9 protein-coding genes are annotated in these 14,253 nt (G+C 59.4%); all 9 read left to right on the top strand.

The features are described from left to right. Positions 1-225: 225 nt before the first annotated feature. The 9 genes from DWZ01_RS03520 to gatB all read left to right on the top strand — a co-directional run bounded on the left by DWZ01_RS03520 (position 226) and on the right by gatB (position 13,931). Entirely contained in the window at positions 226-3,390 is a 3,165-nt protein-coding gene (locus DWZ01_RS03520; RefSeq protein ID WP_158556989.1) for a SpaA isopeptide-forming pilin-related protein, read from the top strand. Then, positions 3,383-5,050, top strand: coding sequence for a SpaA isopeptide-forming pilin-related protein (locus tag DWZ01_RS03515; RefSeq protein WP_158556988.1), 1,668 nt, complete (start codon positions 3,383-3,385; stop codon positions 5,048-5,050). Before DWZ01_RS03520 ends, DWZ01_RS03515 begins: the two co-directional genes overlap by 8 nt. Before the next feature lie 114 nt (positions 5,051-5,164). Beyond that, entirely contained in the window at positions 5,165-6,799 is a 1,635-nt protein-coding gene (locus DWZ01_RS03510; RefSeq protein ID WP_158556987.1) for an isopeptide-forming domain-containing fimbrial protein, read from the top strand. A gap of 517 nt (positions 6,800-7,316) precedes the next feature. After that, positions 7,317-8,279: a MarR family transcriptional regulator gene (locus DWZ01_RS03500; RefSeq protein ID WP_199412379.1), complete on the top strand. Its 963-nt coding sequence runs from the start codon at positions 7,317-7,319 to the stop codon at positions 8,277-8,279. Beyond that, positions 8,261-9,034, top strand: coding sequence for a hypothetical protein (locus DWZ01_RS03495; protein ID WP_117770043.1), 774 nt, complete (start codon positions 8,261-8,263; stop codon positions 9,032-9,034). The genes DWZ01_RS03500 and DWZ01_RS03495 overlap by 19 nt, the downstream gene beginning before the upstream one ends. A 132-nt stretch (positions 9,035-9,166) precedes the next feature. After that, positions 9,167-10,084, top strand: coding sequence for a class C sortase (locus DWZ01_RS03490; RefSeq protein ID WP_158556907.1), 918 nt, complete (start codon positions 9,167-9,169; stop codon positions 10,082-10,084). A gap of 345 nt (positions 10,085-10,429) precedes the next feature. Then, positions 10,430-10,741: an aspartyl/glutamyl-tRNA amidotransferase subunit C gene (locus DWZ01_RS03485; protein WP_117770041.1), complete on the top strand. Its 312-nt coding sequence runs from the start codon at positions 10,430-10,432 to the stop codon at positions 10,739-10,741. After that, entirely contained in the window at positions 10,741-12,255 is a 1,515-nt protein-coding gene (gene gatA, locus DWZ01_RS03480) for an Asp-tRNA(Asn)/Glu-tRNA(Gln) amidotransferase subunit GatA (protein ID WP_117770040.1), read from the top strand. Before DWZ01_RS03485 ends, gatA begins: the two co-directional genes overlap by 1 nt. Beyond that, positions 12,255-13,931 (top strand): Asp-tRNA(Asn)/Glu-tRNA(Gln) amidotransferase subunit GatB, encoded by a 1,677-nt coding sequence (gatB, locus tag DWZ01_RS03475; protein ID WP_117770039.1) that lies wholly within the window; start codon positions 12,255-12,257, stop codon positions 13,929-13,931. The genes gatA and gatB overlap by 1 nt, the downstream gene beginning before the upstream one ends. Positions 13,932-14,253: the final 322 nt, after the last annotated feature.

Here is a 14,253-nt window from a genome sequence, read left to right as displayed (position 1 = left end):
ACTGGCTACAAAAATGTCGGTTTTGTTGCCCGGATGTTTAAACAATAGTTACAATAGTATTACTAAGCGAGCGCAATTACAGATTGCGCAGATACGTTTGATAGTGAAAGAGCAAGATCGCGGTCTCTTGGGGAGGAGACATCGATGAAAGCGAATTCAGAAAAAACTAAGCAGAGTAAAAAAGCGACGCGCCGTGTACTGGCAGGCGTTTTGTGCGGAGTCTCCGTGTTGAGCCTGGTACTGTCGCTCGTCATGCCTCCGATCTCGCAGGCCATTGCCAACGACACCCAGACAGTTTCTACCGAGGAAGCTGTAACGGGGAGTTCCTCAAGTGAGTCCGCTGCTGTAGATAACACCAGCGAGGATGCCGAAAACCAGAATAGCGCCGCCACCTCTGCGAACGCGGCTACTACTGTGAACAAGGGCATCTACAAGCCCACGTCTATCGGTATCGGTACGAATATCGATATCTCCACCCCCGATCCCGGCGTGGCCACCTACGTCGGCCGCGACATGTACATCGGTGGTAAGCCGAACAAAACTAGCACTCTTGATGCGAATAACGCCCCCACCGGCTCATATGCCGCTGAGGCGGAGGGCCTTACCGTGGTCCACGGCAAACTGGCCATGAATCCTATCAAGGAGAGTTGGGGCGGCCAGGGCTTCCGTTTCGGCACCGTTGGTTTTGGATCGCAGTTTCGTCCCAGGGAGGGAAGCACGGTGCTTGCGGTCGCCGGCATAAACAGCTTGATTGAGAACATGAATACCGGTCAGGGAACGACCTCAGATGCTGCGACGGTTGGTGCTTGGACCAAGGGTGCTTGGGTCGGCAAGGCGACAAAGACTGACTCCCACCCTGGCTATGACTATACCGCGCAGATCGCCGGTCCCATTACCTATTCCTATTGGGATTCGAATGCTAACAACGGGCGCCAGTCTGTCGTGAAAAAGCAAGGTAATTGGTTCGAGGGCTCGGATGCTCTGAAGAGCGACCTGTTCAATCAAAATGTTGATTTGACTAATGTTAACGGTAACGATTATTCGAGCTACAACGGTGCAGATGGATACCTCTCGAAGCTATCGAAACAGCTCGCCTCGTTTGCAAATACCGGCACAGTTACGGATGGTTCCGCAATTAGCGACAACAGCTACGCAATCAACAAGTACGATAACAAGGGAACAAGCTATACACTCACTTTCGATGGTAGTGAGAAGTCTGTTTCCGGTGCGCTTGATACCAGAATCCCGAACTATAAGATTTGCAACACCGAGCGACTTATCACCTTTACCGGCGATGGAACTTCTATGCAACAGGTCTTCACCATTGCCGGTTCCGAGCTCTCCAACTTGAAGGATGGCGTCTACTACCGCGGCGTCGACTTTAAGTTCACCAATGTCCCCGAAGGCGCATCCATTGTCGTGAACGTTACAGGTGCTGGTCCTGTCGAGTTCCACAATGGCTGGCGCTTCTGGTGGGGCGATACAGAAATATCTCGCGGTAATGAGAGTAACGCCGATAAAGACCTTCGCGCGAAATACTCGCTGGCCTCCCAGTCCATCATGTGGAATTTTGTCGATACCACGAGCCTCACCATCCGTGGTGGCATTGCGGGCGAGGGTAGAAGCGACTGGGGCAATGGCGGCGGGGACGGCAAGTGGACCGACGATGACCCCGCCGCTGCTATGCTCGGATCGATTCTCGTTCCCAACGGAAGCTTCGACGACCATGTGACCACCAACGGTCGTGTGTACGTGGGCGAAGATTTCATGATGAACAACCCTAAGATCGCGTACAACTTCACAAATCTCGAGGGTAACTCGGCTTCCGTCATCGATATGGATCAGGAGCGTCACAACTTCCCGTGGTCTGGGTCGTATACACCGGACGGCTCTGCCATTGCGTGGAGCAAGGTCGACGCTGCGGACGGCATGACGCCGCTTTCTGGTTCCTCGTGGACGATATACGGCACTGTCGATGATGCCAAGAATGAAACGTATCCCATCGTTACGGTAACGGATGGCGGTGCCAATGATTACTCTTCGGATGATGGCGAGCTTCAGTTCAACTATTTGAATCAGAAGGCCAAAATTGGCGATCCCAACGATAAAGACTACTTCACGTACTACATTCGCGAGGTCAAGGCGCCGGCTGGTTATCAGAAGTCGGACACCATCTACTACGCAACCATGAACAACACCGGCGAGCAGGTGAACTATGTTCAGGGTCATGTGGACACGGTGAACGGAAATAAGCTCGTTTCATTCGATGATTCCAACACCACGGGCGCCATCTCCAACACCAAGATCACCGGTACGGTGTCTTGGACCAAGGTTGAGGAGAGCGACACGGGACACACTCCTTTGGCTGGTTCCGAGTGGGCGCTTACCAAGGTAAAGGATGCCGATGGTGCCGAAATTCCGGACGCTGCATCCCTGACTGTGATTGATAACGATACGAATGCGGAAGCTGTCAGCAACAAGTGGGCAGATTCTGATCCCGCCGATGGCAAGTTCAAGCTCGAGGGTCTGCTGCCGGGCACGTACACGCTCACGGAGACCCAGGCGCCGTTTGGCTACGAGCTGAACCAGACAACCTACGAGTTCACGGTGTCCAAGGCGGACGGTTCCATTGCGTGGACCGAGGGAAAGAAACCGAGCATTGTTGAGGGCACTACGTACATCTCCGATTCTCTCACCACCACGTCCGTGGAAATCCCGGTGACTAAGTCCGTCCGTAATACGGACTGGCCGAAGGATTCCAGCGGGAAATACGTTGCGTTCGACTTCAACATCGAGGCTACGGGGGATTACGCAACCAACGTGCCCATTCCTAACCCGGCAGACCTCTCCATTGCACCCGCAGCAGGGGAGACCGACGCCGCCAAGCCCAACAACATCACGGCGACCTTTGGCGCCATGACGTTCAACAAGTCGCACCTGTCCGATACCCGCGGTACGGCGGGTGACTACGCCAGGACCTACACCTACACGGTGAAGGAGATCGCGCCTACCACCGGTGCCATCGATAAGCTCCGCTACTCCAAGGCCGAGTACCAGGTTGCCGTCACGGTGAAGGCCGTCATGAATGAGACCACTGGCAAGTACACCGGTCTTACCACCTCTACCACCGTTACGCAGATGAAGGATGACATGGGCAACACCCTTGGCGAGAACGGGCAGGGCGTCGCGGTTCAAACCTCCGCCGGTGCGGACCCAACCATCATTCCCGTCTCCACCTTCACCAACACCTACTCCACCTCTTTGCCCCTTTCTGGTATGTCGGGCGTCACTCTGACGTACCTTGCCGGCGCGGCGGTGCTTTGCGCTGCTGCGGCCTGGATGCACATTCGTCGCAAGGCGAATGCGAAGGGAGGTAAGCGTCGTGAATAAGAAAGTTTGCTCCTTCCCGATCTTGTTTGCGCTGCTTGCCCTCCTGATCGGCACCTGCGCGGTTGTGTTCCCCGCTTCCGCGCAGGCCGCGCCGACCTCGACCGGTTCCATCACGGTGAGCGGCACCGTGGCGCGCAGCTACGACGCCTACCAGATCTTTAGCGCCAACGTCGTCGACGGCGACAGCGACTCCAAGATCGCCACCGATCTCGCCTGGGCAAGCGACGCCGTGCGCGACGCCGCGCTGCCTGTGCTGCACAGCGCCGGCATGCCCAATTCCCAGACCACCGCGCAGGAAGCTGCCGAGTGGCTCAACACCGATTCCCACCTTACGAGCGCGCTGAGCGCACAGCTCGCTCGTTCCCTCCAGAGCTCTGGCGCCGTGTTTGTGGCCCTCAACGCGGGCACGGCGGCCGAGCTGCCCTGTGGCTACTGGCTCATCGTCGCCGACGACGACGCCATCGCCCAGGACGAGGCCGGCACCGCGCCGATCATGGCCCTGGTCGGCGGCAGCGCCGTCACCGTCAAGCCCAAGGCGGCGACGCCCAAGGTCGCCAAGCACGTGCTGGAGGACAGCACCGCCGCATGGCAGAAGGCCGCCGACGCCACGGTCGCCGACGACCTGTACTGGCGCCTCTCTGCCACGGTCCCGGCGGGTCTTACCGCCTACGACACCTATACGGTGCGGTTTGTCGACACCATGAGCGCGGGACTCGACCCCTCCAAGGTCGCCGCGAGCATGCGCGTGTACGTGGCGGCGGGCGCGGACGGCGGCTTCGACGCCGTCCAGACCGGCAAGGACGGCCGCGCCGGCACCGACCCTGCGAAGGGCTGGACCGACATCACGGCCCAGTGCGCCACCAAGGTAGCGGCGGACGGAACCTTCACCGTGCGCACCGGCGACCTGATCGCCGCGCTCGGCGGGGCCGACGCCTTCACCGCGGGCGCCCGCGTGGTCGCCGTGTACAACGCGCCGCTCAACAGCGCATGCAACCACGGCATCGCGAAGGGCAACCCCAACGAGGTCTACCTGCGCTACCCGCGCTCTCCCTTTACCGACCAGTCCGGCGACGCGGACTTCACCCGCACGCCGAGCGATGACGCGTGCGCCTACACCTGGGATCTCGCGCTCACCAAGCGCGGCAGCGACGGCGACAAGCCGCTTGCCGGGGCGGTCCTGAGCATCGCCGACGACCGCGGCCGCACGCTGGCGGCCGACGGCACGTGGGATGCTGAGGGCAAGGCCACCGTCACCACGGGCGAGGACGGCCGCGTGACCGTCTCGGGCGTGGACTCGGGCAAGCTGGAGGTCCGCGAACTCAAGGCGCCCAAGGGCTACACCGCCTTCGAGGGCGCGCGCTCCGTGACGGTCAAGGCCGAGGGCCTGGACGTCGACCAGGTGGCCGCTGCCAAGCCCAAGCTCACCATCACGGCCGAGTCGCCCCTGCGTGCCGACAGCGCGGACGGGTCGACGGGCAGCCTGGAGGCGTCGCTCATCAACACGCCCACCGGCACACCCCCTAGCATTACCACCGGAGGCTTTATGCCCTCGACTGGCGATATGGCAATGTACGCCGCGGCCGCCGCAGCGGTCGCCGGAGCCGCGCTCATTGTGGTCGCGCTCCTGGTCAAGCGGGGAGGTGGCAGCCATAAAGAGTAGCTGGCAGCCCCACAGAGAGCGGGGCGAGACGTAGCGAAGTAGATGCTAAGACACAGACAGATGATGACCGATCGAATGGGAACCAAACGGAAAACGGAGGAAAAGAAGATGAGCATGAGTAAGAACATCGCACGCCTGGCAGTAACCGCCGGCCTCACAGCAGCGCTGAGCTTCGGCGGCGTCATGGCCCCGGTCACGATGGCGTTTGCTGAGGGTGTGGCGAATGGCTCGGTGACCATTACGAACGCGAATGGGAACGAGACTAATTTCAAGGGCTATAAGATCTTCGATGCCAATGTGGTAAAGGACGAGAATGACCAGACGCTTGTGAGCAATATCACATGGGCGAACGACAAGGTTGAAACTGCTGTTACGGAAGAGATTAAAAAAATAGATCCTAACGCCAGTATTACAACCGCTCAGGATGCTGCTGACTGGATTAAGACGTACGTGACGGACACTAATGAAACGACTAGCGTGGAGTCTGGCTCTGCTGCATATAAGATTGCAGCAGCTGTGGCCGCGGTGACTGGTCTGGAAGGTTCAAGTGGTTACGCAACTACTTCGAAGGGCGCTGCTAACAACCTTTCACACGGCTACTGGCTCTTTGTGACTGACGCTGCTACCGTCACAGGTGTTGAAGCCGGTACCGCTCCTATCTTCACTGTTGTTGGCGATGAAGCGATCAATATTACCGAGAAGACCAGCATTCCCACGGTCGATAAGGAGGTCTTCGAGGGCGGTAACTGGGGAAAGGTGAGTGACTCGTATATTGGCGAGAAGGTCGAATATAAACTGACTGGCTCTGTTGCTAGCAACATCGACACCTTTACCAAGTACGAATATACGTTCCAGGACCATCTTTCTGTTGGTTTGGAGGCTGACAAGAACTCCGTTAAGGTGACAATTAACGACACTGTTATCCAGCCTACAAAAGTAGACCTTGCGGAGACTGTGAACGCTTCTGGAGACCCTACTGGTGGTCATGACCTGTCGATTTCCTTCACTGACCTCAAGGCTGCTGCAAAAGATGCAGGTGTGACGCTTAAGGGTGACTCCAAGGTCGTTGTAACATACAAGGCAAAGCTGACCGAAAAGGCTGAATACACGGCCGCCGGCAACACCAATGATGTCAAGCTTGTCTATTCTAATAACCCCATGGTTGACGGTACTGGCACGTCCACGTCGAAGCGAGTTACCGACCATGTCTTCCGCCTGGATGTGACCAAGGTCGATAAGGATGATCAGAGCCATAAGCTCGAGGCTACCTTCCAAGTCAAGATGACCCATGAGGGAAATAAAAAGCTTACGCAGGAGAAATGGTTGACCCAAGAAGGCGGTCTTACCGAAGAAGTGGCAAACGCAGGAAAATTCAAGACCGACAAGGATGGTGGAAAGATTTATATCCCAGGCCTTGTTGCAGGAACGTATGAGATCACCGAGTGCGATACACCTGCCGGCTACAACACTCTTGCTCCGTTTACCATCACAGTGGATCCGGAGTACAACGATGACGGCACCCTGAAGAATCTCGACGTAACGTCCAGCAATACCGAAATGGTTGCTTCCAGTCCTACAAACGACGCGACCATTCCCGTCACCATTCAGAACAAGAAGGGCTCTGGCCTCCCGCTGACCGGTCTTAACGGTGTGACCTTCACCTGGATCGCTGGTGGCGCGGTGCTGTGCATTGGCGTGGCGCATCTCATCCGCAGCCGTAAGCAGGCTGAGGAGTCCGAGCAGGAGTAACGCCCGCTCACCCATCCCTTTGGCAGGTGGGATGTGATGGCCATGAGACTTGCGGACACTTTTCTCGTCCATCCACGTTCTTGCTTTGCCATTCTCTTTTCGGGGCAGACTCCGCACTGGAGTCTGTCCCGTTTTTTGGACAACACAGGCAGCCTCCACCGTCCGATGCGGACTCATCCGTCATCGCGTTTCTTGACTCGTATGAAGTTCGGTTTAAGGTCCGTAGGCGCACGCGCGGTGCGGACGGTAGAAGGCATTTGCGCCGCAACAAGCGCAAATAAGAATGCCCGGGGGTCGGATCCCGGGCATTTAACAAAAGCTGAAAACTAGGCCGCCCGCGCTCCCAAACATTTACGCGGGGTGCGTCGTTTTCTATTGATATTGTATCCCGAATCGCTCCGCCGATCCGGGATATTCTGAAAACGCAAATATGGACTTAGGCACGAAAGGAATCTCGTTAATTCCGAGAATTATGTATAATTCCAATATAAACTGGAATCAAACGAAAAAGATGGAAATGAACGAAGCGCTAATCTACTTACAAGAAGCACTAGGTCTCTCCGCCAAGACCAAAACTTGGCCTGGATTCGCACGCTTGCCGCTGCATCTGCGGGCGATTGAGGTCCGCGCTGTTGACGCAAACGGTTTTTCGTTTTTGCTTGCAAGTTTGCCTACTGGCGTCGGGCTTCCCGAGGCTAAGAGAGTCTATAGTCAGCTAGCCTTGCGCGCGGAGACTCCTGTTGTCGTTTCGTTTCCTGATGCCGATGCACGTCAGCGCAAAGCATTGGTCGCACAAGGGATTCCCTTTGTCTGTCCAGGTAGACAGGCTTTTCTTCCATTTATGGGCGCAGCTTGCACGGAGAGGGGCGGTGCTTGGTTTCACAATCACGCGATCAAGATGTCACCCAACGCGCAGGCTGCCGCAATCTGGGGAGCAGCCCAGGAGCCATATCGTCCCTATGACCTTTGTCGTGCGCTTGGAATCTCGGCAAGCCGCGCGAGTGAGGCCATAACCGAGCTTGTTGACAGGGGGCTCGCGAGGCGCGAGCGTTGCGAGCGACGTGTCGTCGTGCTCCCTGTTGCCGTTGATCTTCTGCTTAGCGAGCACATGGCAGAGCTCTCCTCGCCTGTCTCGAAGGTCTTTTTTGCAAGGAAGACGCCGCAGATCGACTATCTTGTTGACGCCGGGGAGACGGCGCTCGCTGCGCGTTCGATGCTCGCTGCGCCGGGCATGGAACAAAAGGCCGTCTTAAGAAGTGCATGGTGTCAACTGAGCGACCTCGAAGTCGCAGACGGGGAGTTGCCGGATAACGAAACGGCGATGATCCAAGTGTGGCGCTATGCGCCCGTGTTTGCCGACTCCTCCCGCGTCGATGACATTTCGCTTGCGCTATCTTTGGCGGCAATCGACGATGAGCGAATTCAGCTCGAAGTCGATCGCATGTTTGGAAAGGAATATCCATGGCAAGAAGCGCTGTAGAAGGTCTCCAAGAATTTCAGCAGCATATGCAAGAAGCTGCAGGATCGTATGCTCTTATCGGCGGCACGGCATGCGACATTTTGCTCTCGGAGGCGGGACTTCCGTTTAGGGCGACTCACGATTTTGATGTGGTAATTGTCGCCGATGACCGGTTGCCTCAGACGGCAGAAGCTATATGGACTTTGGTGCGTGATGGCGGCTACCGCTGCGGCTGGGGCGAAGGTAAAGACTCATGCTTTTATCGGTTTACAGAGCCAAAGAGGCCGGGTTACCCCCATATGATCGAACTCTTCGCGAAGTGCCCCGACTTTCTAAAGGGTCGTGAGGGGATTGATGTGGCGCCAATTCACGTTGATGAAAACATAAGCAGTCTGTCGGCAATTTTGTTGGACGATGCTTACTACAGCTTGTTCCTTCAGGGAATTCGGACCGTAGGCGGCGTTTCGGTCCTGGGTACGGAATACATTGTCCCGTTCAAAGCGAAGGCGTATCTCGACCTAAAAGCTAGAAGGGAAGCGGGGGAGAACGTTGATTCGAGGAAGGTAAAAAAGCATAAACGCGATGCGCTGAGACTTGCTCAGCTGCTCGGCGAGTCGGAAGGTGTCGACCTGGGCGGAGAACTGAAGGACGATATGCTTGCGTTTGTCAAAGATTGTGAGGTGGGCGACGTCAATCTGAAACAGATTGGGGTTGCGGGCGTAACGATGGCGCAGTTGCTCGAGACGATGAAAGCAACATATGGCTTGATTGGTTGAGTGGGGTTACGTGGCCCGGACGGTGCAGCCAAGCTGCGTTGTCCGGCGTATGAGCTCGCTAATCGGCTATTATTTGTTTAGACAACCTGAGTTGTAGAGGAGTGACCGGCGATGGTGCAGGGCGCCAAACATATGAAGAGCAATAACGCTGCGGCCAACGGCGGCTCAAGCCCTCAGCCCAAACCTCAACCAAAGCCCAAGCGCCGTCGCAAGCGACTGCCGCGCTGGGCCGATCGGCTCATCACCATCGTCATCATCCTTATTGGCGTGGGTCTTATGACCTGGCCGTGGATCTTGGACCGGCTCGAGGCCTCGGGCGTGTTCAACCAGATCAGCACCGTGTCCAGCACCGTGGACGCGCTGTCTGCCGAGGAGCGCGAGCGCATCCTGCTCCAGGCGCGCTCCTTTAACGAGCAGCTGGCGGGCGAGGCCACCGAGCTCCCCGCCGACCAGATCGAGCCCTACGCCCAGCAGCTCATCTTTGACCGCGACCCCATGATGAGCTGGGTCGAGATCCCCTCCATCGACGTGAGCATGCCCATCTACCACGGCACGAGCGAGGAGGTCCTCATGGCGGGCGTCGGCCATCTGGAGGGCACGAGCCTGCCGGTGGGCGGCACCTCGACGCATTGCGTGCTCACCGCGCACTCGGGCATGCGCAACCTGAGCATGTTCGACGACATCCACTCGCTGGAGCCCGGCGACCTGGTGCTGCTGCACACCATGAACAAGACGCTCGCCTACAAGATGGTGGACTCCGAGGTCGTGCTGCCCGAGGAGATGGAGTCGCTGACCATCGAGCCGGGCGCCGACAAGGTGACGCTTGTCACCTGCACGCCCTACGGCGTAAACGACCATCGCCTGCTGGTGCATTGCGTGCGCACCAAGTACAGCAAGAAGGACGTCGACAAGCAAAAGTCGCTGGCCGGCCGCCACTGGGGTAAGCGCGAGTTTGCCGTGCTCATCGTGGTCATAGCCATTGCGCTGTTGCTGCTGGACATCGTGATCCACGCGGTCCGCAAGCGCCGCAAGGCCAAAGCCTCGGCATAAGACATTCTCCAGAACCACCACAATGGGGACAGGCGCCTTTGCGGTGGTCGGGACTTCCAAACCATCACAACATTCGATGAAAATCTCGATTTTGGCGAAAAGCGTCGAATGTTGTGATGCTTTTCGTTTCGGGCGGGACGGTTTTCGTTGTGGTCGAGACGGTCTTCGCTGTGGGCGGGACGGTTTTCGCTATGGACGGTGCGGTTTCGTTGCAGAACGGCCGGCCCGCCGCCTGCCAACCGCCGCCCTCGTTACGTTTTCGCTGCATTTGGGTAAAGCACCTGCTCCAAGCGGCGTTGCCTTGTATACTAGAGCGGTTTAACTGCTATGCGGAAGGGAGCGCCTATGGCACTCAGCGAGAAAGACGTGCGCGGCATCGCCGAGTACGCAAAGATCGCACTGACCGATGACGAGCTCGTCCAGATGACGTCCTACATGAACGACGCCGTCCAGATGCTCGAGCCCGTCTTGCAATATGACTTGCCCGACGTGGAGCCCACGTTCCATCCTATCGGAAGCCTGTCCAACGTGATGGGCGATGACCTGCGCGAGCCCGAGCGCGACCTGCCGCTCGACGTTGCGCTGGAAAACGCCGGCAGCGCGCGCGACCGCTACTTCCGCGTGCCGTCCATTTTGGGAGAGGGGGAGAGCGAGTAATGGCGCTAAGCTTCGATTCCCTTACCGCCGCCCAGATCGCCGCGGGCGTTGCCGCCGGCGACTTTACCGCTACCGAGGTGGCCCAGGCCTCCCTTGCCGCCATCGAGGCGCGCGAGGGCGGGGTCCAGGCATTCCTGCAGGTGGCGCCCGAGCTTGCGCTCGAGGCCGCTGCGCGCGTGGATGCTGACCGTGCCGCAGGCAAGCCGCTGCCCCCGCTTGCGGGCGTGCCGCTGGCCATCAAGGACAACATGAACCTCGTGGGCACGTGCACCACCTGCGCTTCCCGCATGCTCGAGAACTACCAGAGCGTCTACACCGCTACCTGCGTCCAGCGCATGCTCGATGCCGGCTGCCTGCCCATGGGCAAGGCCAACATGGACGAGTTTGCCTTTGGTAGCTCTACCGAGAGCTCGGCGTTCCACCGCACCAACAACCCCTGGGATACCGAGCGCGTGCCCGGCGGCTCTTCGGGCGGCTCCGCTGCCGCCGTCGCCGCGGGCGAGGTCGCGCTCTCGCTGGGCTCGGACACCGGCGGCTCCATTCGCCAGCCGGCGTCGCTGTGCGGCGTGGTGGGCTTTAAGCCCACGTATGGCGCCGTGAGCCGTTACGGCGTGGTTGCCTTTGGCTCGTCGCTCGACCAGGTGGGACCCTTTGGCCGCACGGTCGAGGATGTCGCGCTGGCCATGAACGCGCTTACCGGCGCGGGCCACGATCCGTACGACTGCACCAGCCAGGACTGCGCCGTCGACTTTACCGAGCATCTCAACGACAGCATCGAGGGCAAGCGCGTGGGCATCATCCCCTCGTTTATGGAGGCCGAGGGCCTGACGCCCGAGGTCAAGGCCGCTGTTCAGCGCGCCGCCCAGGAGCTGCAGAACCAGGGCGCCGAGCTGGTCGAGGTCGACCTGCCGCACCTGGACGCCGCCATCGCCGCTTACTACGTCATCGGCCCGGCCGAGGCGTTCTCCAACCTGGCCCGCTTCGACGGCATTCGCTACGGCTACCAGGAGGAGGGCTGCGCCAACCTGTCCGACCAGAGCTCGCTGTCGCGCGCCCACGGCTTTGGTGCCGAGGCCAAGCGCCGTCAGATGCTCGGCGCCTACCTGCTGAGCTCGGGCGTGTACGACAAGTACTACTACGCTGCGCAAAAGGCCCGCACGCTCATCACGCAGGACTACGACGCCGCGTATGCCAAGGTGGACACCATCCTCATGCCCGCCTCGCCGCGCACGGCCTTTAAGTTTGGCGAGATTAGCGACCCCACGCAGATGTACCTCTCCGACCTGTACACCATTTCGCTCAACATTTGCGGCAACGGTGGCATCTCGGTGCCGCTGGGTCTGGGCGAGGATACTCAACTGCCCGTTTCTGCCCAGCTGGTGGGACCTGCCTTTAAGGACCGTCAGCTGCTCACGTTTGCCCGCGCCCTGGAGCGCAGCTTTGCCGATACCGCTACGGGTGCGCCCGCGCTTTCCGTCGCGCCCGATTTTGCCGGGAAGGGAGGCGAGCTGTAATGAAGGAGCTTTCCGAGGTCCTGCAGGATTGGGAGGCCGTGATCGGCCTGGAGATCCATACCGAGCTCACCGCACTCGATACCAAGATGTTCTGCAACTGCAAGCTCAGCCACGATGACGAGCCCAACGCCAACGTGTGCCCGGTATGCCTGGGCCTGCCCGGCGCCCTGCCGGTGCCCAACAAGCGCGCCATCGAGAGCATCGTCAAGGCCGGCCTCGCCACCAACTGCGAGATCCAGCGCCACTCGATGTTCTACCGCAAGCACTACTTCTATCCCGATATGGCCAAGAACTTCCAGACCACGCAGGGCCCGGTCGCCTTTGCCATGTACGGCCACCTGGACCTGGACGTGACCGGTCGCGGTGCCGCCGAGCGCCCCGACTGCGCGTTTGGTGAGGCCGAGGCCCAGAGCCTGGCGAGCGCCTCGGCCAACGCCGAGGGCCTGTCCACGTCCATGACGATGACCATGCGCGAGGGCAACCAGCGCGCCGGCCATCTGGCCAGCTACGACGCGTCCAACCTGCAGATGCCCGAGCGCCGCGAGGACGGTTCCTACACGGTGCCTATCCGCATTCTGCGCATCCACATGGAGGAAGACGCCGCCAAGATGGTCCACGTGGGTGGCGCCGAGGGCCGCATTACCGCCGCGGCCGAGTCGCTCGTCGACTACAACCGCTGCGGCACGCCTTTGATCGAGCTTGTCACCGAGCCCGACTTGCGTACGCCTGAGGAAGCGCGCCTGTTTATGGAGAAGCTCCGTCGCATCTTTGTGACGCTGGGCATTTCGGACTGCTCCATGGAGAAGGGTTCCATGCGCTGCGACGGCAACGTGTCGCTGCGTCGTCGCGGCGAGACCAAGCTGGGCACCAAGACCGAGCTCAAGAACCTCAACTCGTTTAAGAGTCTGCATGACGGCCTTGCCTACGAGATCTGCCGCCAGGCCGAGGTGCTCGAGGAGGGTGGCATCATCTATCAGGAGACCCGCCACTGGGAGCCCAGCCGCAAGCGCACCGTGGTCATGCGCGTGAAGGAGACGGCCGACGACTATCGTCTGTTCCCCGACCCCGACCTGGCGCCGTTCGATCTGGACGACGAGTTCATCGACCGCTGCCGTGGCGAGATTCCCGAGCTGCCCGATGCCAAGCGCGCCCGTTTTGAGGCCGACTTTGGCATTAAGACGGCCGACGCCGAGCAGATTGCTGGCGATCCGGAGTTTGCCGAGTTCTTTGAGGCCGCCGCTGCCGGCATGGCTGGCAAGGAGGCTCAGACGGTCGCAAACCTGCTGGTGAACGAGATGATTGCCTACCTTAAGGGCGCCGGCGTCTCGCTGACCGAGTCTGGGATCGCGCCGGCTCAGGTGGCAGCTCTTGCCAAGCTACTGGCGACCGATGCCATCAGTTCCAACCAGGCGCACGAGGTCTTTGAGGCCATGGCCCAGACCGGCGACGACCCCAACAAGATCGTCGACGAGCGCGGTATGCGTCAGGTGAGCGATGCCGGCGCGTTGCAGCCGATCGTGGACGAGGTGCTGGCAAACTGTGCTGATCAGGCGCAGCAGTATCGTGACGGCAACCAGAAGGTCATCGGCTTTTTGGTGGGCCAGTGCATGAAGGCGAGCCGCGGCAAGGGCAATCCGAAGCTCTTCAACGAGTTGCTGAGAACGTCGCTCTCGTAAGCGGGAACCGAGGGGCCGGGCGCAGGGCCTTGCCTCTCAATTTCGGACAGTCCTGACTCACGACGGAGGCGCCACTGGCGCCTCCTGTTCGTGCGGAACTCATTGAGAGGCAAGGCCCTGCGCCCGGCCCCTCGGCTCCGTGACGACTCGGCCGTTCGGGTCAGGTAGGCTGAATGGAATTTGGTGAATGAGGGCGCCGTTGGCGCCCTCATTTTTGTGGACGAGAAAACGAAGGTGAATACTTTTCCGCGAAGTGAACGACCTATTTTGGACCCCTGAAACATCAACACTTTTCTGGCTCGGTTTTCTGCGGTTTTGTCGA

This window comes from Collinsella sp. AF28-5AC (assembly GCF_003457875.1).
Classification (GTDB): domain Bacteria; phylum Actinomycetota; class Coriobacteriia; order Coriobacteriales; family Coriobacteriaceae; genus Collinsella.
This window is presented reverse-complemented; position numbering and strand designations above follow the sequence as displayed.

Excerpts from the sequence above, each read along its gene's own strand:
- DWZ01_RS03510 (WP_158556987.1), top strand. The coding sequence starts at position 5,165 with ATGAGTAAGAACATCGCACGCCTGGCAGTAACCGCCGGCCTCACAGCA.
- DWZ01_RS03500 (WP_199412379.1), top strand. The coding sequence starts at position 7,317 with ATGAACGAAGCGCTAATCTACTTACAAGAAGCACTAGGTCTCTCCGCC.
- DWZ01_RS03495 (WP_117770043.1), top strand. The coding sequence starts at position 8,261 with ATGGCAAGAAGCGCTGTAGAAGGTCTCCAAGAATTTCAGCAGCATATG.
- DWZ01_RS03490 (WP_158556907.1), top strand. The coding sequence starts at position 9,167 with ATGAAGAGCAATAACGCTGCGGCCAACGGCGGCTCAAGCCCTCAGCCC.
- DWZ01_RS03485 (WP_117770041.1), top strand. The coding sequence starts at position 10,430 with ATGGCACTCAGCGAGAAAGACGTGCGCGGCATCGCCGAGTACGCAAAG.
- gatA (WP_117770040.1), top strand. The coding sequence starts at position 10,741 with ATGGCGCTAAGCTTCGATTCCCTTACCGCCGCCCAGATCGCCGCGGGC.
- gatB (WP_117770039.1), top strand. The coding sequence starts at position 12,255 with ATGAAGGAGCTTTCCGAGGTCCTGCAGGATTGGGAGGCCGTGATCGGC.